The following is a 20459-nucleotide window of genomic DNA, read 5'->3' as shown; positions in this document are numbered from 1 at the left end:
CATGCGCCTCTATATTCTCGGCGTGGTCGCGCGAAAACGACATGTCGGTAGCCGCGGAGATGGTGCCTTTCGCCATCCCGTCCGTTGCTGACATGATGGAGAGCGGGAATGTAAGTTTTACAAACTATCGGGCTTGACCCTTGAGATCGACGGGTCCACTGCAGGCGCGCGAGATCTGATCTCGACCGACGCAGAGTCGGCGCCTGCAAGGGTGCGCTGGCGCATGTCGTCGTCTACTGACGGCCGTCCGACCGCCGATGTCCCTCCCTCGACGCCGGCAAGGCGCTCCGGAACCCATTCATGACGGAAAAGCATGTTCACCGCGGCCTCGTCGTTGCCGCGATCATGGCAAGCATGGCGATGATCGCGATCGAGGCAACCATCGTCTCGACAGCCATGCCGCAAATCGCGGCACAACTCGGCCAGCTCAACCTCTACAGCTGGGTGTTCTCCGCATTTCTGCTGACGCAGACGGCAACGACTGTCGTGTTCGGCAAGCTTTCGGATATCTACGGGCGCAAGCCGATCGTGCTCTTCGGCATCGCCGTCTTTCTCGCATCCTCGCTGCTTGCTGGCTTTGCCTGGTCCATGCCGTCGATGATCGCGTTCCGCCTGCTGCAGGGCGTCGGCGCCGGTGCGATCCAGCCGGTCGCGATGACGATCATCGGGGACCTGTTTCCCGGACGCGAACGCGGCAAGGTGCAGGGTTATCTCGCGAGCGTCTGGGCACTGTCCGCCGTCGTCGGGCCGCTGCTCGGCAGCTTCATCATTCATAGCCTGCCATGGGCCTGGGTCTTCTGGATCAACATTCCCGTCGGCATCCTCGCGGCCTTCGGCTTCATCCGCTTTCTGCACGAGGAGAAGCTGACGCGCACGGCGTCGATCGACATTCTCGGCGCAGCGCTCTTCGCCATTTCCATCTCCGCGCTCATGGTGGCGCTGACCGAGGTGGAGGCCGCGACACCTGTCTACACGATCGTGGCGGTGCTCGTCTTCGTCGTCAGTCTCGGCCTGTTCCTCTGGCAGGAGCGTCGTGCCGAAGCGCCGATGGTCGCGCCCGATCTCTGGCTGCGCCGGCCGATCGCGGCCTCCAACATTGCCATCTTCTTTGCCAGCATGGCGATCATGGGGCTGACGACCTTTCTGCCGATGTATGTGCAGACGGTGCTCGACCGTTCGCCTCTGGTCGCCGGCTTCGCGCTGACCATGCTGCTCCTCGGCTGGCCGGCCGGCGCCACGTTCGCCTCACGCATGTTCCCGCGTTTCGGGCTGCGGCCGATCATGCTCGTCGCAAGCCTGCTCATCCCTGCCGGGGCCTTCCTGCTCGTGCTGCTGACGCCGGAAAGCTCGCCCGCCCAGGCGGGTGCGGGATCGCTGATCATGGGGGTCGGCATGGGCCTGCTCAATATCTGCGCGCTGGTCATCACGCAGGAGAGCGTCGGCTGGTCGCAGCGCGGCAGCGCCACGGCGTCGAACGTGTTCTCCCGCAACCTCGGCAGCACGCTCGGCGCCTCCATTCTGGGTGCAGTGCTCAGCTACGGCCTTGCGCATGCCGGCGGCATCGGGGCAATCTCCCCCGAGCAGCTGCGCGGCCTGCTTGACGGGACAGGCGCGGCAGCAATCGATGCAGCGCCCGTCCGCATGGCTCTGCAGGCGGCGCTCCATGTTACCTTTCTGGTGATGTTCGTCATGACGGTCCTCATCGTCCCCGTCTGCCTCTGGGTGCCGAAGCGTCTCGATCAGGACCAGCCTGCGGAAGCGGCCGACGCCAAGGCCTGACAAGGCTCGTCCGAACGCTCAGAGCGGCGAATGCAGAAAGGCCGGAACGGGGGCTTTGTCAGCGGCCTTCTTTTGGTAAAGCGCCGCCGTATCCAGCGCCTCGCGGATGGTCACGTCCATGTCGAGATAGCGGTAGGTGCCGAGACGGCCGACGAAGGTGACGGAGGTTTCCGCCTCTGCCCGCTCGACGTAAGACGCCAGTAGCTGCTTTTCCTCGACCAGCCGAATGGGGTAGAACGGTACGTCGTCTTCACCGCAGAGGCGGGAGAACTCGCGATAGCAGACCGATCCGGCAACGCTTTCCCAGGGCGAGAAGTGCTTGTGCTCGGTGATGCGGGTATAGGGAACATCCGGATCGCCGTAGTTCATCACCGCGCAGCCCTGATAGTCTCCTTCATAGGTGAAACGCTCGAAATCGAGCGTTCGATATCCCAGCCGACCGAACTCATAGTTGAAATAGCCATCGAGCGGGCCGGAATAGAAGACGTGATCGTAGGCATCGTTCTGCGACTTGTCGAAGCGCGTGCCGAGGTGGACGGTGATGCCGGTATGATCGAGAATGCCGGCCACCATGTCCGTATAGCCATTCTCGGGCATGCCCTGGAAACGATGGAAGAAGTAGTTGTCGTCATAGTTGAAGCGCACCGGCAGGCGCTTGAGGATGGACGCCGGAAGCTGGGTCGGCGAACAACCCCACTGCTTCTCGGTGTAGCCCTTGAAGAACGCCTCATAGAGCTCGCGGCCGACGAAACGCAGTGCCTGCTCCTCGAACGTCTGCGGATCCGCGATGGTCTTGTCGGCCTTCTCCTCGATAAAGGCCCGGGCCTCGTCGGGCCGGAAGGTCTTGCCGAAGAACTGATTGATCGTGTGCAGGTTCACCGGCAGCGAGAAGACCTGCTCGTCCACCGTCGTCTTCACGCGATTCTTATAAGGCATGAAGGTTTGGAAGCGGTTGACGTAGTTCCAGACCTCTTCGTCATCGGTATGGAAGATATGCGGTCCGTAGATGTGGACCATCACGCCGGTATCGGCATCCCGCTCGCTGTAGCAATTGCCGGCGATGTGGTCGCGGACGTCGAAGATCTCGACGCTATAGCCTGCAAGCGCCAGTTCGCGCCCGATGACGGCACCCGAAAGGCCGGCGCCGACCACCGCAATTTTCCCGTTCCCGCCCATGTCGCTTCCTCGTCTTTTATCGTTCTTGACCCATGCCGATCCGGCACGGATATGTCGTTACGTCAGGGCATATGAACCCCTGTCCGCCGGAATTGCTCTAGGCCGCCGCAAGGTTGGTGCGCATCAGCGCGTCGTAGCCGTCGATCAGTCGCTCGAGCGCCAGGCCGTTTTCCTGCGGCCCGAAGCTTAAGTGGCTCACCGTGAAGTCGGAATAGATGGCCGTCGGGCGATTCAGGTAGTTGGGCAGATCGACCGTCAGCGCATATTCGTCATCGCACTTCGGTAGCGCCATATGGACGAGGTCCTTCCCAAGCCAGGCGATGAAGTTGATCGACTGGCGCTCGTGCCAGTCGATGACGGGGCTCGGCAAGGGTAGCGACTTCTCGGTCTTGCCGAGGAAGTAGTCGTGCAGCCGGGTGGCGCGCTCTGCGCTCTGCCACAGACTGCCGCCGAAGCCGCCTGGCGGGCGCTCGAATTGGCCGAGCGTGGCGGGCAGGGAGCCCGCTTCCTGCTGCCAGTAGGCGCAGACGCCATTGTTGACCACGTTCGCCGACACGATGAAGTAGTGCGGATTGTCACGGCGAAACGCAATGAACTTGCTGAGATTGTCGAGATCGAGATAGACGACGTCGTCGTCGCATTTCAGGAAAACGGCGTCCGTGAACGCGCTGAGGCGCTTGGTGTAATAGCTGTAGGCCTGCCAGTAGGGCGTGCTCTCGTTCTCGTTGCCGACATAGCGGCGAACCGGGCTCTGGACGTCGCAGAGCTCGAGGTCGGAGCCCCAGCCGCCGCGAACCATGATCGACGCGCCGCCCGGCAGGTGGATGTCGGGCCAAGTGCCGACCATCACGCCATTGACGTGGAGGGTCGGAACGCCTGTTTCATCCAGGTTCAGAACGACGTGATTGGCCAGACCGGGGGACAGAACGCCGGGTGTCGAGCGAGTCCAGATCAACGGATGCGTGTCGCGCGAGAAGCTGGTGAGATCGGTCTCGGTGATGCGGCGAAGGGCAGAGTGGGTGTTGTTCCAGCCGCCGATAACGAGTTCGTAGGCATCGCTCGTCTTGTCATTCGGAACGATCGCGATGTGCAGGTCGCTCTGGATCTTTGCGGTGGTGCGGAACGACGAGAGACGGCTGAGCGAGCCCTTGTGCTGGTAGGAGGCGTTCGGACCCATGAAGCGTACCGGACCAAATTCCTTCGTAACCCAGGCACGGTCCTCGGCCGAACGGGTGAAATCCCAGATATGCCATTCGTCGATGATCCCGGCTTCCAGCGCCTTCCTTATATACTGGGTCAGGATCTCCATCCGCTGCTGGCGGCCGGCAAAAGTGACCAAAATCACGGGGTTCATATCGTCCTGCCCTCTTGTCGATGTCGTCGTTCGTCTGTTTGCGGCAAAGTGCCGGAAGGTCTCGCTTACCGTTGCCTGCATCTGCCCCCCGGCAGCACGCTGGATCAGTCGATATGGGTCCAGAAGCGGGTGTCCCTGGCGATCGGCGCGTAAGCGTGCCGCTGCGCGAGTTCCTGGCGGTAACGCTCCCGGTAGCTCGCATCGGTCTCGAACTCGACTGGGTCGGACAGGAAATCGACCCCGACCTCGTAGTAGATGCCGAGATTGTCGAGGCGCGGCACGGGAATCTCGCCGCGCTCGCCTTCGCCCTGCATCTGCCAGTAAAGCTCTTCGAGACGGCGCACCAGAGCCGGGATGTCGCGCAGCGCGCAGGTCTCCCGCTGCGCCTGCAGCGAATGGCGCACGGCCCGCAGGCTCTCCGGGTCGCGGGCATAGGCGATGGCCTTGGCGACATAGGCATCCGGCGTTTCGCAGATCATCTCGGGAATACCGGCGGCATGCAGGATGCTGCTGCAGAAGCGGGACGCAAACCCCTTGCCGCGAAGCGTCAGGACCGGCAGCCCCATGGTCACGGCGTCGGCAGCCGTCGAATGCGCCCCATAGGGGAACGTGTCGAGGAAGAGATCCGCCACGCCGATCCGGGCGAGGTGGAAGGCGTTGGGAGCCTTGGGCGCGAAGATCAGGCGATCCGGCTCGACGCCGTGGTCGATCGCCATCTGCCGAAGCCGCTGGTTGACGGGCTCCGAGGCGCCGAGCAGCCAGAGCACGCTGCCGGGAACGGCGGCAAGGATGGTCATCCAGCGTGTGAAGCAGGCAGCGGTCGTCTTCTGCGAGCCATTGAAGCAGGCAAACACGAAGGCATCTTCCGGCAGGCCGGCTGCCGCACGTGTCGGCCTGGCCGCGATCTGGCGTTTCCGGTCGACCGGCTGGTTGCAGGGTATGCGCAGGACCTTTTCGGTGTAGTAAAGTTCGTTTTCCGGCGGGATGATCTGTTCGTCGGCGATGATATATTGATGGACCGGGCTCGCCATCGTTCCGGGATAGCCACAGAAGTTCACGATCACAGGCGCCGGGCGGTAGGCGAAGATCCTGGTGCGAGCATGCTTGGTGTAGCCGTTAACGTCCACGAGGATGTCGATCTCGTCGGCGCGAATCTGTCTGGCGGCATCGAGATCGCTGAGGGCGGCGATGTCATGCCAGTGGTCGACAGCCGCCTGGATACGGGTCTGGGTGGCGTCGTTGGTACGGGGCTCGCCGCAATAGTAGGCGAAGACCTCGACGCTCGTCTTGTCGTGCAACTCCAGCACTTCGCTGAGCGCGAAGCCGACGGCGTGGTCGCGGAGGTCCGAGGAGACGTAGCCGATCCGCAGGCGTTCCGTTGTGCCGGCCTTCTTGGCGGGCGCCGGGCGCAGCATGTCGCGGGCATCGATGCGGCCGACGAGATGCTTGTTGTAGCGATAGGCCTTTGCCATCTGGAAGATCGGGTCGTCCGTGTAGCAGGCGAGGGGCAGCGGCGAAAAGGCTTCCAGCAGTTGGCGGCTCGTCACATATTCCGACGTGGTGATGATCGGCCACTTGCACTGGTGCTGGCGCGTCGACAGCCAATGCTGCGCCGCCTCGGTGCGGTCTGGACGAAGCTCGATCGCCTGCCACAGAATGGCTTCGGCGTCCTCAAGTAGGCCGACACCTTCCATGACTCGGCCGATATGCTGAAGGGCCATCAGGCGATAGCCGATCTTTTCCGGCGTAATATCCTGCGTCGCGGCGACATATTGCTGCCACTGCTGCACGGCTTGAGCGTTCAGGCCGCTATCCTCGAAGGTGCGGCCCAGATTGATGCGTGCCTGACCCATCAGCGGCGAGATCTTGAGGCTGGCCTGGAGCGCATTGATGGCGCCGGGCATATCGTCCAGACCCCGCAATGTGACCGAGTAGTTGAAGTAGGCGAGATGCAGGACCGGGCTGTTGTCGTTGAATGCGATCCAGGTGTTGTACAGCTTTGCGGCCGCGGCCTTCTGGTTGCTCGCGTTCAGCTCCTCGGCGATCTGGAACAGCTCCAGAAGGGAGAGTTGCTGTTGGCGAGCACGTTCCAGGGCGGCAGCAAGCATCGATTGGTGTGCTGAGGCAAAGGTATTATGAATAACCATGGACATCACATTGATCGTGGGCCTGAAGGCCGCATTGGGAAGACGGTACTGCCTCGACCCTTAGCGGCGTTGCCTTGCCTTGAGCTTGCGACCGCAGCGCACAACGACGCGGAAGCAGCTTAACCGGCCAAATGTTCTTGCTTCTGAGGCGCGTGTCGGAAGACCGACCTGTATCGGCTTGAAAAGCGCCACCCCCGCGCAAGTTACCCGATGTAACGAGGGGACGGAGGTTTAAACTATTTCTTTAGGTTGCGTTTTAACCGAAAATTAGAAGGTGACGCGGTACAAATTGGGACGTGGACAGATCGGTATCCCCGTTCGTGGGATATGGGGGCGTCCGCAGGGGAATTCATAGACTTCGAATTTTTTATACTTCCAGGTGTGGGAAGCAGAGTCTCTAACTCTGCATGCATGATGCCGCCCCCACGTCAGGCTCCTATGAGCCATGTTCCAGATATTCTTTCCGCTCGAATAAGCGCCACCCTGTGCCTTGCCCGATGGAGCAGGCAGCAGCCATGGCGATCGTTTGAAGATGCCCGGCGCATCATAGGCTCTGTGACGCGAGGCTACGCCTTCCGCCGCAGGCATCGGAGAGGAAAGAATATTAATCCTTGAACGATGAAGGCGCGCACCCATGACCTCGATTGTATCTTCTCTCAGCGTTAAACAGATTCAGTCTCTGAATACCTCCACGATCGCGTCGTTCACGACCAGCGATGTCGGTGCTCTGACGTCGCTGCAGATTGCTGCATTTTCCTCGAATCAAATTGCGGCTTTCGCCACGGAAGACCTGGCAGCGTTCAACTCGACACAGCTTCGCGCGGTTTCCGCTGCAGCTGTAACGGGTCTGACGGCCGGGCAGCTCGCCGTTCTCGACAGCAGCAAGCTTGCAACGCTGGTGTCCAGCCAGGTCGCGGCATTGTCATCCGCTCAGGTTGCCTCTCTTTCCTCCGGCCAGCTTGATGGCCTGACGACGGCTCAGCTCGGCGCACTGAGCGCCGGCGCACTTGCCGGCTTTGCAACCGAAGACATGGCGACCATCTCGTCGACGGAAATCTCCGCCCTCAGCGCACGGTCGATTGCAACGCTCTCCACCTCGAACTTCGCGGCTCTGACGTCCACCCAGCTGAGCGGCCTGACGACCGCACAGGCCGGCGCGCTCGGCACAGCCCAGATCAAGGTGCTTTCGACGGCACAGATCGACGGTCTGACGACGGCACAGGTCAAGGTCCTGACGGCAGCACAGGTCGGTGCGCTCACCACGGACGGTCTGGCCTCGCTCTCCACCGATCAGGTCGCCGCCCTGAGCACGACCGTGATCGCCTCCCTGTCCTCGACCCAGATCGGCGCTTTGAGCAGCGTGCAGCTTGGTGCCTTCGACACCAAGCAGCTGGCGGCTCTGCAGCCTGCAGCAGCAGCCGGCCTTGAAACCGCCGACATGGCGGCGATCTCGTCGACGGAAATCTCGGCCCTGAATGCCAGAGTTCTGTCGAACCTCTCGACGGCGAACATCGCGGCCCTGACGTCCACCCAGCTCGGCGGTCTGACGACTGCACAGGCCGGTGCCCTCGGCACGGCCCAGATCAAGGTGCTTTCGACAGCCCAGATCGACGGTCTGACGACGGCACAGGTCAAGGTCCTGACGGCAGTCCAGGTCGGCGCTCTCTCCACGGACGGTCTGGCCTCGCTCTCGACCGATCAGGTCGCAGTGCTGAGCACGGCGGCCGTCGCCTCCCTGACCTCCACGCAGCTCGGTGCTCTGAGCAGCGAGCAGCTCGGTGCTTTCGACACCAAGCAGCTTGCAGCCTTGTCGGCTGCAGCCGTCGCCGGCCTTGAAACGGCCGACATGGCAACGATCTCGTCGACGGAAATCTCGGCCCTCAGCGCCAAGGTCCTGTCGAGCCTCTCGACGGCGAACATCGCAGTCCTGACGTCCACGCAGATCGGCGGTCTGACGACCGCACAGGCCGGCGCGCTCAGCACGGCCCAGATCAAGGTGCTCTCGACGGCCCAGATCGACGGCCTGACGACGGCGCAGGTCAAGGTCCTGACGGCGGCCCAGGTCGGCGCGCTCACCACGGATGGTGTCGCCTCGCTCTCGACCGATCAGGTCGCAGCGTTGGACGTCAAGACGATTGCCGCCCTCTCGACGGCCCAGCTGAGCGCCATGAGCTCCGCCCAGATCGGCGCGCTCAATGCGGCACAGATCGCGCAACTCGGCTCCGAAGATCTGGCAGTCCTTGCATCCGAAGACCTCGAGGCCTTCTCGACCAGCGAGATTGCCGTGCTCAGCGCCAAGGCCGTTACCGGCCTGTCGTCGAGCGTCATTGCAACGCTTGCCACCGACAAGGTTGCCGCGCTCAGCTCGGCCGCCATTGGTGCGCTGAGCTCCACCCAGATCGCTGCGCTGACGACGACCCAGATCGGTGCCCTGGACACCAGGCAGCTGGCAGCCCTGACGTCCACGGCCGTTGCCGGCCTGGAAACCGCCGACATCGCGGCCATCTCCTCGACCGAGATTTCCGCCCTCAACACCAAGACGCTCGCCAGCCTGTCCACGGCGAACTTCGCTGCCCTGGCATCCACCCAGCTGGCCGGCCTGACGACGGCACAGGCCGGCGCCTTGACCGCTGCCCAGATGCGCACCCTCAGCACCGCGCAGATCGACGGCCTGACGACGGCACAGGTCAAGGTCCTGACGGCGGCTCAGGTCGGCGCTCTGACAACGGACGGCCTGGCTTCGCTCTCGACCGATCAGGTCGCAGTGCTGAGCACGGCCGCGATCGCCTCCCTGACCTCGACGCAGATCGGCGCTCTGACCAGCGTGCAGATCGATGCCTTCGACACCAAGCAGCTGGCGGCGCTGTCGCCGGCAGCCGTCGCCGGCCTTGAAACGGCCGACATGGCGGCAATCTCTTCGACGGAAATCTCGGCCCTCAACGCCAATGTGTTGTCGAAGCTCTCGACGGCGAACATCGCGGCACTGACGTCGACCCAGCTTGGCGGTCTGACGACCGCACAGGCCGGCGCACTCGGTACGGCTCAGATCAAGGTGCTTTCGACGGCCCAGATCGACGGCTTGACGACAGCACAGGTCAAGGTTCTGACGGCGGCACAGGTCGGCGCTTTCTCCACGGACGGCCTCGCTTCGCTCTCGACCGATCAGGTCGCAGTGCTGAGCACCACGGCAATTGCCTCCCTGACCTCCACGCAGATCGGCGCTCTGACCAGCGTGCAGCTCGATGCCTTCGACACCAAGCAGCTGGCGGCCCTGTCGGCCGCAGCCGTCGCTGGCCTTGAAACGGCCGACATGGCAACGATCTCGTCGACGGAAATCTCCGCTCTCAGCGCCAAGGTTCTGTCGAGCCTCTCCACGACGACCTTCGCGGCTCTGACCTCCACACAGATCGGCGGTCTGACGACCGCACAGGCCGGTGCGCTCAGCACGGCCCAGATCAAGGTGCTCTCGACGGCCCAGATCGACGGCCTGACGACGGCACAGGTCAAGGTTCTGACGGCAGCACAGGTCGGTGCGCTTTCCACGGACGGTCTGGCTTCGCTTTCGACCGATCAGGTCGCAGTTCTGAGCACGGCCGCGATCGCCTCCCTGACATCCACGCAGATCGGTGCTCTGACCAGCGTGCAGCTCGATGCCTTCGACACCAAGCAGCTGGCGGCCCTGTCGGCCGCAGCCGTCGCTGGCCTTGAAACGGCCGACATGGCAACGATCTCGTCGACGGAAATCTCGGCTCTCAATGCCAGAGTGTTGTCGAGCCTCTCGACGGCGAACTTCGCGGCCCTGACATCGACCCAGCTGAGTGGTTTGACGACCGCACAGGCCGGCGCGCTCGGCACAGCCCAGATCAAGGTGCTTTCGACGGCACAGATCGACGGTCTGACGACGGCACAGGTCAAGGTCCTGACGGCAGCACAGGTCGGTGCGCTCACCACGGACGGTCTGGCCTCGCTCTCCACCGATCAGGTCGCCGCCCTGAGCACGACCGTGATCGCCTCCCTGTCCTCGACCCAGATCGGCGCTTTGAGCAGCGTGCAGCTTGGTGCCTTCGACACCAAGCAGCTGGCGGCTCTGCAGCCTGCAGCAGCAGCCGGCCTTGAAACCGCCGACATGGCGGCGATCTCGTCGACGGAAATCTCGGCCCTGAATGCCAGAGTTCTGTCGAACCTCTCGACGGCGAACATCGCGGCCCTGACGTCCACCCAGCTCGGCGGTCTGACGACTGCACAGGCCGGTGCCCTCGGCACGGCCCAGATCAAGGTGCTTTCGACAGCCCAGATCGACGGTCTGACGACGGCACAGGTCAAGGTCCTGACGGCAGTCCAGGTCGGCGCTCTCTCCACGGACGGTCTGGCCTCGCTCTCGACCGATCAGGTCGCAGTGCTGAGCACGGCGGCCGTCGCCTCCCTGACCTCCACGCAGCTCGGTGCTCTGAGCAGCGAGCAGCTCGGTGCTTTCGACACCAAGCAGCTTGCAGCCCTGTCGGCTGCAGCCGTCGCCGGCCTTGAAACGGCCGATATGGCAACGATCTCGTCGACGGAAATCTCGGCCCTCAGCGCCAAGGTCCTGTCGAGCCTCTCGACGGCGAACATCGCAGCCCTGACGTCCACCCAGATCGGCGGTCTGACGACCGCACAGGCCGGTGCGCTCAGCACGGCCCAGATCAAGGTGCTCTCGACGGCCCAGATCGACGGCCTGACGACGGCGCAGGTCAAGGTCCTGACGGCGGCCCAGGTCGGCGCGCTCACCACGGATGGTGTCGCCTCGCTCTCGACCGATCAGGTCGCAGCGTTGGACGTCAAGACGATTGCCGCCCTCTCGACGGCCCAGCTGAGCGCCATGAGCTCCGCCCAGATCGGCGCGCTCAATGCGGCACAGATCGCGCAACTCGGCTCCGAAGATCTGGCAGTCCTTGCATCCGAAGACCTCGAGGCCTTCTCGACCAGCGAGATTGCCGTGCTCAGCGCCAAGGCCGTTACCGGCCTGTCGTCGAGCGTCATTGCAACGCTTGCCACCGACAAGGTTGCCGCGCTCAGCTCGGCCGCCATTGGTGCGCTGAGCTCCACCCAGATCGCTGCGCTGACGACGACCCAGATCGGTGCCCTGGACACCAGGCAGCTGGCAGCCCTGACGTCCACGGCCGTTGCCGGCCTGGAAACCGCCGACATCGCGGCCATCTCCTCGACCGAGATTTCCGCCCTCAACACCAAGACGCTCGCCAGCCTGTCCACGGCGAACTTCGCTGCCCTGGCATCCACCCAGCTGGCCGGCCTGACGACGGCACAGGCCGGCGCCTTGACCGCTGCCCAGATGCGCACCCTCAGCACCGCGCAGATCGACGGCCTGACGACGGCACAGGTCAAGGTCCTGACGGCGGCTCAGGTCGGCGCTCTGACAACGGACGGCCTGGCTTCGCTCTCGACCGATCAGGTCGCAGTGCTGAGCACGGCCGCGATCGCCTCCCTGACCTCGACGCAGATCGGCGCTCTGACCAGCGTGCAGATCGATGCCTTCGACACCAAGCAGCTGGCGGCGCTGTCGCCGGCAGCCGTCGCCGGCCTTGAAACGGCCGACATGGCGGCAATCTCTTCGACGGAAATCTCGGCCCTCAACGCCAATGTGTTGTCGAAGCTCTCGACGGCGAACATCGCGGCCCTGACGTCGACCCAGCTTGGCGGTCTGACGACCGCACAGGCCGGCGCACTCGGTACGGCTCAGATCAAGGTGCTTTCGACGGCACAGATCGACGGCTTGACGACAGCACAGGTCAAGGTTCTGACGGCGGCACAGGTCGGCGCTTTCTCCACGGACGGCCTGGCTTCGCTCTCGACCGATCAGGTCGCAGTGCTGAGCACCGCCGTGGTCGCAGCGTTGTCCTCCACGCAGATCGGCGCTCTGACCAGCGTGCAGCTTGGTGCCTTCGATACCAAGCAACTGGCGGCCCTGCAGCCTGCAGCAGCAGCCGGCCTTGAAACCGCCGACATAGCAACGATCTCGTCGACGGAAATCTCCGCTCTGAACGCGAAGGTGCTGTCGAACCTCTCGACGGCGAACATCGCGGCTCTGACGTCGACCCAGCTCGGCGGTCTGACGACCGCACAGGCGGGTGCCCTCGGGACGGCTCAGATCAAGGTGCTCTCGACGGCACAGATCGACGGCCTGACGACGGCACAGGTCAAGGTCCTGACGGCGGCTCAGGTCGGCGCTCTGACAACGGACGGCCTGGCTTCGCTCTCGACCGATCAGGTCGCAGTGCTGAGCACGGCCGCGATCGCCTCCCTGACATCCACGCAGATCGGTGCTCTGAGCAGCGTTCAGCTCGATGCCTTCGACACCAAGCAGCTGGCGGCGCTTTCGTCGGCAGCGGCTGCAGGCCTTGAAACCGTCGACATGGCAACGATCTCGTCGACGGAAATCTCGGCTCTCAGCGCCAGAGTGTTGTCGAGCCTCTCGACGGCGAACATCGCGGCCCTGACATCGACCCAGCTGAGTGGTTTGACGACGGCACAGGCCAGCGCTCTCGGCACGGCCCAGATCAAGGTGCTCTCGACGGCCCAGATCGATGGTCTGACGACAGCACAGGTCAAGGTCCTGACGGCGGCCCAAGTTGGCGCGCTCACCACAGACGGTCTGGCCTCGCTTTCGACCGATCAGGTCGCAGCCTTGGGCACCGGCGCTGTTGCCGCGCTCTCGACCGCGCAGCTGGATGCCATGTCATCCGAACAGATCGGTGCGCTGACAGCTACCCAGGTGTCTGTGCTTGGCTCGGCAGCGATCGCTGCTCTGTCCTCGCAGGACCTCCTGGCCTTCTCGACGAGCGATATCGCTGCCATCAACCTCCGGGCACTGGCAGGGCTCTCGACGGCGGATATCGGTAACCTGTCGACCACGCAGGTACGGGCCTTCACGATGACCCAGGTCGCCGCGTTCGACACGGAGCAGATGAACGCTATCGTCATCGCCTACCAGCAGATCTAAGACACACACCGCCATCCGGGCTTGTTCCGGATGGCGGTGAACCTTCCAATATCGAGATCCCGCCGGCTGATGCACATGCGTCAGCCGGCGAACGGCGTTCTGGAGAACGGTGGCCTAAAGCCGGCTCCGCGCACCCCTTAGGTCAGCGCCAGCGCTCCGACGAGGACGGCACCCTTGATGACGTCCTGCGTGCAGGAAAGGGCGTGAAGCGATCTCATTGCCGCCCGTGACGAACAGGACGCGACCGAAGCGGGTCTTTCCGGTGAAGACGGTGGCGAGCGCGGCCATGATGACGACCGGAATGGGGACGTTTCCCAAAGACTGGATCGGCCAATCGGAAGGAAAGAAGGATCGACCCGCTGGGCGGCCGTCGTGCCGTCCGGAAGGATAAGGCCGGACGAGATCGAGCGGCCTGCGGCCGGGATCAGTTGCAACCGGTGAGAAGGAGCATCAAGGTGATCGACTTCGACGTCATTCCGAAGAACCCGCAGGCAGAGCAATCCGACCACCGCCTCGCCGAATTCGCTCTCGACAAACCAGCAAGTACAATGGGACGGCCTTCAAGGCGGGCTACGTCTATGTCGCAGACTTCGTGCCGCTCGACCGCCGCAACGGTGTCTGGGAAAGGTGAGGGCGGCAATTCCCGGTATCGAACATAAGGTGCATTTCGGCGGTGTCAGCGATACCACCGCTGCGACAACCGCAGATCAGGCCAAGGCGGCGCTTCAGGCAAACCCGATATTGCCGTGATCTTTAGGCCCTGTGACGTGTTCGCGCGCGGCGTGAAGCTGGCGCTTGCCGATCTCGGGTGGTCTGACGCGGTGAAGATCGACCGGGCGGATTTCTCCACCGCAGATATCCAGGAGATCACCGAGGCCGGCAGCCCTGGGTGGCGATGGCTGCGACCAATCCGCCATAACCACCGACTGGATCCTCGCCGCGGCATTCCGAGCCGCAGTTGGGAGAGTGCGGAAAAGCAACTTCGCCGGAGAAACGAAATGGCAGGAGTAAGACAGGTCCTGCGGCTGGAAAGCCTGCGCGATGATCTGGAGGCCCGCTTGTTTCTCCACGAGGAGCGACGTCGATGACGGTCGGTGGCAGGACGTGAAAGTCCGGATCCGTGATCTCTCGTGGGAGATCGGCGCCTTGCGCCATTGCGCGAGTTGCTGCCGCGAGGCGGCATTTGTCCCCTGTCGGACGTCGGCAGGGGGCCGAGATCAGAAGCCCTCGAGCACGATCTTGCCGCGCGCCTTGCCGCTTTCGATCACGGCATGCGCTTGTTTCAGGTTCTCGGCATTGATCGGTCGCAGTACCTCCGTCACGGTGGTGCGGATCTTGCCGGCGTCGATCAGCGCGGCAACCTCTGTGAGCAGCTTGCCCTGCTCGTCCATATCGGGCGTTTCGAAGATCGAGCGGGTGAACATCAACTCCCAGTGGATAGATACGGCCTTGCGCTTGAAGCCGATGACATCAAGGCTTTCCGGATCATCGATCAGGCCGAAGCGGCCTTGCGGGGCGATCAGGCTGACGATCTCCGCGAGATGACGGTGCGTTTCCGTGGTAGAGAACACGAAGGCCGGGGCGCCGATGCCGAGCGCGGTTATCTGGTCTGCGAGCGGCTTGCTGTGGTCGATGAAGTGATGCGCGCCGAGCGCACTGACCCAATCCCGCGTTTCCGGGCGGGACGCCGTCGCAATGACGGTCAGGCCCGTGAGGGCACGCACGAGCTGGATGGCGATCGATCCGACACCGCCGGCGCCGCCAATGATGAGAATGGCGTCTGCCGCGCCCGCGACTGGCTTGCGCACGTCGAGACGGTCGAACAGCATTTCCCACGCAGTGATGGCTGTGAGCGGCAAAGCGGCGGCTTCGGCATTCGATAGAGACGACGGCTTCCGGCCCACCAGCCGCTCATCGACCAGATGGAATTCGCTGTTTGCACCCGGGCGCAGCAGAGAACCGGCATAGTAGACCGCATCGCCGGGCTTGAACGCTACGACGGCGGCGCCCACCTCCACGACCCGACCGACCGCATCCCAGCCGAGCACTTTCTGCGCGCCAGCTTCGGGCGACACGTTTTTCCGGATCTTCGTATCCACCGGGTTCACGGAGATCGCGTCGACTGCGACCAGTAGATCGCGGGACCCGGGCGTGGGCTTGGAGATTTCGACATCGATGAGCGCGTCGTTGCGTTCGATGGTGCCGGCCTTGGTGTAGGCGACTGCTCTCATGATCGGATTCCTCGTCCTGTTGCGCCGGTCGATCCGGTTGCTTCGAGCATAATATGTGCATACATTCGGAGGAATGAAATACGCACAACGAGCGTACATAGTGTCGAAAAGGATACCGTCATGGCGAAGGTTCGGCATTCCCGGTTCGATTGCAGTCCGGGCTGCTCGGTGGAAGCGGCCATCGGGCTGATCGACGGCAAATGGAAATCGGTCATCCTTTTCCATTTGCTGTCGGGTACGCTGCGTTTCAACGAGATCCGCAAGACCATCCCCAACGCGACGCAGCGCATGCTGACCAACCAGCTGCGCGAGATGGAAGAGGACGGCCTGATCTCGCGCAAGGTCTATGCACAGGTTCCGCCGAAGGTGGAGTACAGCCTGTCGCCGCTCGGCCGATCGATGGAGCCCGTGCTGCTGACGCTGAAGCAGTGGGGAGATGCCAATCTCGGCCTCTACGGCAAGCCGAAGGTCGCAAACGCCGATGAACCGGCCTCCGCCGACAGCGCGGCGGCGTGAAGAGCGCTTTCAATACCGGTTGAGATCGGGGGGCGAAGCGTCTATCTGATGGGCTCGCGCAAGCGCAAACATCCCGACAGAACAAGGCATCCGGCATGACCCCTATCTATCTCGTCACCCATTCCGGTGGCTTCCATGCGGATGAACTTCTCTCGAGCGTCATCCTGACACGACTTTATCCCGAGGCGCGGATCGTTCGCAGCCGGGCGCCGGAGTGGATCACGACGGGCGCGGACAGGATCGTCTACGATGTCGGCGGCGCCTATGACGCTGAGACGCGCATCTTCGACCATCACCAGCGTGGGGCGCCGGTGCGGGACGATGGCCAGCCCTACAGTTCCTTCGGCCTGGTCTGGCGGCATTTCGGACAGGACTATCTCCGTGCGTCCGGCGTTCCCGAGGCGCATGTCGCGGTAATCCATGCCGCCTTCGACGGCAGCTTCGTTTTGCCGGTCGATCTGGTCGATAACGGCGCGCTCAGCCCTTCGACGGCAGGCGTTCTCGCAGGCCTAACGCTTCCGGCCCTGCTGGAAACGCTGAAGCCCGTCTTCGACGAGACCGATCCGGACGCGGAAACCCGGAATTTTCACGCAGCGCTCGCTATCGCGCGCAGTTTCGTGGAGGCCAGCATTGGCAAGTCTGCAGCCAAGCTGCGGGCGGAGGCGCTGGTCATGAGCGCGATCGAGGCGGCAGGGCAGGGGCATATTCTGGAGCTTCCGCTCGGCATGCCGTTCCGTTCGGCGGTGGTGAAGGCTGGAGCCGATCAGCTGCTCTTCGTCGTGCACCCGCGCGACAAGGACTGGTGTGTCACGGGCATTCGCCGCGCGGATGAGGGTTTCGAGCTTCGTGCCGACCTGCCTGTCGCCTGGGCCGGGCTGACGAATACCGATCTTGAAGCGGCCAGCGGCGTGGCCGGCGCGAGCTTCTGCCACAAGGGCCGCTTCATCGCGGCCGCCCGCACGCGCGAGGCCGCCCTGGCTCTGGCGGAGATCGCCGTCGCCGAGGCGCTGGCCGAGCGGGCAGACGTCGCGGCTGTCGCCTGATCGCGGCGTAATGCAGGGAGGTCTGGAATGAGTGTCGCCTTTACCAAGGAGGAAAGCTTCGAGACCGCATCGGAAACGCTCGTTCCCGACCGTCCGATCTCGGCGCATCCGAACCTCGTGACGCAACAGGGTTTCGCGGCGCTGGAGGCGCAGCTGGAGCAGGCGCGGACCGCCTATACCGCGGCGAACCTGATCGAAGACGTCAACGAGAAACGCCGGCAGACGGCAACGCCGCTGCGGGACCTGCGCTATCTCCAGGCTCGCATCCGCTCCGCGCAGGTCATGCCGGAACCGACGTCCTCGGCCGCCGTGGCCTTTGGCAGCACCGTCACGTTTTCCCGCGATGACGGCCGCGTTCAGACCTACCGGATCGTCGGCGAGGATGAGGCGGATCCAAAGGGCGGGACGATTTCGCATGTCTCGCCGGTGGCGGCCCTTTTGATGGGCAAGGCCGTAGGCGATGTTTTCAGCGTCAATGGTCATGAGCTGGAGATCGTTGCCATTGCGTGAAGAGGCGCGATCAGTCTCTGCCATGGATGAACAGCATGGCGGAGCGGACATACGGTAAAAATCGCCGATGCCGACGCGCAAACGAGTAAATATTTACTGACAGCCGGTTGGCAATGAGGCAAGTTGCTTCGTCCCGTCACCGGCTTTCAGCATCGAGCTTCAGCATCTCATGGTCACCATCAAGGAAATTGCGAAAGCTGTCGGCGTGTCCTCCGCGACGGTGTCCCGCGTCCTGAACTACGATCCCGCTCTCTCGATTTCCGCCGCCAAGCGGCAGGCGATCATCGAGACGGCAGAGGCGCTGAATTACGCCACCCCCCGCAACCGCGCCCGTCAGAGCGAGGCTTTGCAGCAGGAGGCGGCGCAGAACGGCGCTGGTCATTATGGCGGCACGGAGCGAAGCATCCTTCAGAGGCTTGCCATCGTTCATTTTCTCGAGCCGTCCGACGAGGTGGCCGACCCCTATTATGTCGGCGTTCGCCTCGGCATCGAGAACCGGTGTCGCGAGTTGCGCACCGATATCGTCAAGGTCTTTCACTCCGATACCCTGCCGGACGCAGCGCTTCTGGCGGACGTTGCCGGTGTGATCGTGATCGGCAAGCACTCGGACAATGAAATCGCCTGGCTCGACGAACATTGTCGCCATGTTGTGTTCGCCGATTTCGTGCCATCGTCTGATCGCTTCGACTGCGTGCATAGCGATCTCGTTGCCGCGACGCACAAGGTATTGGATACGCTTCATCATCTCGACTATGAGCGGATCGCCTTCATTGGCAGCTACGAGCACCTGAACGGGGAAACCCAGCAGTTTGGCGAGCGGCGCTGCAAGGCCTATATCGACTGGCAGACGGCGCGTGGCACCTTCGACGCAGAGCTGCTGGTGCTTGGCGAGAGCTGCGATTCCGGGCAGAATCTGCGGCTCGAAACCGGCTACGAACTCGCGCGCCAGCTCCTGTCCCGGCGCCCGCTTCCCGATATTATCCTGACTGCGAACGACAATATGGCGATCGGCACCTACCGTGCCGCGCGCGAGGCTGGCCTGTCGATCCCCGACGACGTGGCGATCGTTTCCTTCAACGATATTCCCGTGGCGCAGTTCCTGACGCCGCCGCTGTCGACTGTGAAGATCCACGGGGAGCATATCGGCGAGACCGCAGTCAACCTGCTGCTCGAGCGGTTGGGCGGTCGCAGCTATGCCAAGATGGTGACGATCCCGACCGAGACGATCTGGCGTGGCAGCTGTCGGACTCCGGAAGGTCCGTGACCGCAGTCGCAGCAGAACACTTTTGCAGTGCGATAAATATTTACTAAATTTCTGTTGCTCTTGGGCAAAGTTTAGGAAATACTCCCTCACAAGACAGGTGGAGCTGTCTCAGCCATCGGGACTTCAGGGAGGAAGACCATGCATTTTCAGCGTATTTCCAGGACCTTCGCAGCCGTTGCTCTGGCGGGCACGAGCTTCTTCGCCACTACCGCGGCCTTTGCCGGCGAGATCACCGTGTGGTGCTGGGACCCCAATTTCAATGTCGCAATCATGAAGGAAGCCGGTGCGCGCTATACGGCGAAGCACCCGGAGACCACGTTCAACATCGTTGACTTCGCCAAGGCCGATGTCGAGCAGAAGCTACAGACGGCGCTGACGTCCGGCACGACCGATGCGCTTCCCGATATCGTTCTGATTGAGGATTACGGCGCGCAGAAATACCTTCAGTCCTTCCCCGGGGCCTTTGCGCCGATGTCCGGTACGGTCGATTATTCCAGCTTCGCGCCCTACAAGGTGAAGCTGATGACGGTGGACGATCAGGTCTACGGCATGCCGTTCGACAGTGGCGTGACGGGCCTCTACTACCGCAAGGATTATCTGGAGCAAGCCGGCTTCAAGCCGTCCGACATGCAGGATATCACCTGGGATCGCTTCATCGAGATCGGCAAGGTGGTCGAGGAAAAGACCGGCAAGAAGATGCTCGGTCTCGATATCACCGATGCCGGCTTCACGCGCATCCTCATGCAGTCGGCGGGCCAGTGGTATTTCGATGCCGAGGGCAATCTGAGCATCGAGAACAACACGGCGCTGAAGGCGGCGCTGGAGACGCAGCAGAAAATCCTCAAGGCGAACATCCACAAGCCAGCCGCTGGCTGGACGGACTGGGTCGGCACGTTCACATCAGGCGATGTCGCGACGGTCACGACCGGCGTCTGGATCACCGGGACGGTCAAGGCTCAGGCCGACCAGTCGGGGAAATGGGGCGTCGCACCACTGCCAAGCCTCGGTATCGAGGGGGCGACCCACGCTTCCAACCTCGGCGGCTCGAGCTGGTATGTCATCGAAAGCTCGCCCGAGAAAAAAGAAGCCATCGACTTCCTCAACGCGATCTATGCGAAGGATATCTCGTTCTATCAGGACATCCTGACGACGCGCGGCGCTGTGGGTTCGCTGATGGCGGCCCGTACGGGCGATGCCTACATGTTGGCGGACCCGTTTTTCGGCGGCGAGAAGGTGTGGCAGAATTTCTCGGACTGGCTCTCGAAGGTGCCGCCGGTCAATTACGGCATCTTTACCAACGAGGTCGACACCGCCGTGACGGCGCACCTGCCGTCGCTGGCCCAAGGTGCCGACATTCCCACGGTGCTGAAGGAAATCCAGTCTCAGGCCGAAGGCCAGATCCAGTAAGCGGTTCCTCCCGACCGCGCTGCGGTGTCGCGCCTCCC

The 20459-nt window shown here is 63.1% G+C and carries 11 protein-coding genes and 2 pseudogenes; 8 read left to right on the top strand and 5 right to left on the bottom strand.

What is annotated here, in order from left to right:
• Window positions 1–300 precede the first annotated feature (300 nt).
• Window positions 301–1779 carry an MDR family MFS transporter gene (locus GA0004734_RS18765; RefSeq protein WP_092936873.1) on the top strand — a complete coding sequence of 493 codons (1479 nt, stop codon included), beginning with the start codon at window positions 301–303 and terminating at the stop codon, window positions 1777–1779.
• Between the two features lie 18 nt (window positions 1780–1797).
• On the opposite strand, the gene glf is transcribed toward GA0004734_RS18765, so the two are convergent.
• The 3 genes from glf to GA0004734_RS18750 form a co-directional block, all read right to left on the bottom strand.
• Window positions 1798–2955, bottom strand: coding sequence for a UDP-galactopyranose mutase (glf, locus tag GA0004734_RS18760; RefSeq protein ID WP_092936871.1), 1158 nt, complete (start codon window positions 2953–2955; stop codon window positions 1798–1800).
• Between the two features lie 97 nt (window positions 2956–3052).
• Window positions 3053–4309 carry a hypothetical protein gene (locus tag GA0004734_RS18755; protein ID WP_092936869.1) on the bottom strand — a complete coding sequence of 419 codons (1257 nt, stop codon included), beginning with the start codon at window positions 4307–4309 and terminating at the stop codon, window positions 3053–3055.
• A 104-nt stretch (window positions 4310–4413) separates the two neighbouring features.
• A complete protein-coding gene (locus GA0004734_RS18750) occupies window positions 4414–6456 on the bottom strand; it encodes an O-linked N-acetylglucosamine transferase, SPINDLY family protein (RefSeq protein ID WP_092938165.1) in 2043 nt (680 codons plus the stop codon).
• Window positions 6457–7090: 634 nt separating this feature from the next.
• Between GA0004734_RS18750 and GA0004734_RS18745 the strand changes: the two genes are divergently transcribed.
• The gene (locus tag GA0004734_RS18745) at window positions 7091–13450 is read left to right on the top strand and encodes a hypothetical protein (RefSeq protein ID WP_092936867.1); all 6360 of its coding nucleotides are present in this window, start codon (window positions 7091–7093) and stop codon (window positions 13448–13450) included.
• Between the two features lie 204 nt (window positions 13451–13654).
• On the opposite strand, the pseudogene GA0004734_RS26480 reads toward GA0004734_RS18745, so the two are convergent.
• A pseudogene (locus GA0004734_RS26480) lies at window positions 13655–13884 on the bottom strand (ABC transporter permease); the annotation flags it as partial.
• On the opposite strand from GA0004734_RS26480, the pseudogene GA0004734_RS26475 reads away from it, so the two are divergent.
• Window positions 13882–14337: pseudogene (locus tag GA0004734_RS26475) on the top strand (sugar ABC transporter substrate-binding protein); the annotation flags it as partial. The pseudogenes GA0004734_RS26480 and GA0004734_RS26475 sit on opposite strands and share 3 nt — an antisense overlap.
• 330 nt (window positions 14338–14667) lie before the next feature.
• Here GA0004734_RS26475 and GA0004734_RS18735 read toward each other — a convergent pair.
• On the bottom strand, window positions 14668–15681 hold the full coding sequence (locus GA0004734_RS18735; RefSeq protein WP_092936863.1) for a zinc-binding alcohol dehydrogenase family protein: 1014 nt from the start codon (window positions 15679–15681) through the stop codon (window positions 14668–14670).
• A gap of 120 nt (window positions 15682–15801) precedes the next feature.
• Here GA0004734_RS18735 and GA0004734_RS18730 point away from each other — a divergent pair, with 120 nt between their 5' ends.
• From GA0004734_RS18730 to GA0004734_RS18710, 5 genes are all read left to right on the top strand, one after another.
• Entirely contained in the window at window positions 15802–16197 is a 396-nt protein-coding gene (locus GA0004734_RS18730; protein WP_092936861.1) for a winged helix-turn-helix transcriptional regulator, read from the top strand.
• 95 nt (window positions 16198–16292) lie between these two features.
• Window positions 16293–17240, top strand: coding sequence for an MYG1 family protein (locus GA0004734_RS18725; RefSeq protein ID WP_092936859.1), 948 nt, complete (start codon window positions 16293–16295; stop codon window positions 17238–17240).
• A gap of 27 nt (window positions 17241–17267) precedes the next feature.
• Complete coding sequence (gene greA, locus GA0004734_RS18720) at window positions 17268–17750, top strand: transcription elongation factor GreA (RefSeq protein ID WP_092936857.1); 483 nt, start codon at window positions 17268–17270, stop codon at window positions 17748–17750.
• A gap of 169 nt (window positions 17751–17919) precedes the next feature.
• Window positions 17920–19014 carry a LacI family DNA-binding transcriptional regulator gene (locus GA0004734_RS18715; protein ID WP_092936855.1) on the top strand — a complete coding sequence of 365 codons (1095 nt, stop codon included), beginning with the start codon at window positions 17920–17922 and terminating at the stop codon, window positions 19012–19014.
• A 138-nt stretch (window positions 19015–19152) separates the two neighbouring features.
• Window positions 19153–20421 carry an ABC transporter substrate-binding protein gene (locus GA0004734_RS18710; RefSeq protein WP_092936853.1) on the top strand — a complete coding sequence of 423 codons (1269 nt, stop codon included), beginning with the start codon at window positions 19153–19155 and terminating at the stop codon, window positions 20419–20421.
• Window positions 20422–20459: the final 38 nt, after the last annotated feature.

The sequence above is a fragment of the Rhizobium sp. 9140 genome, from assembly GCF_900067135.1.
In the GTDB taxonomy this organism is placed as follows: domain Bacteria; phylum Pseudomonadota; class Alphaproteobacteria; order Rhizobiales; family Rhizobiaceae; genus Ferranicluibacter.
This window is presented reverse-complemented; position numbering and strand designations above follow the sequence as displayed.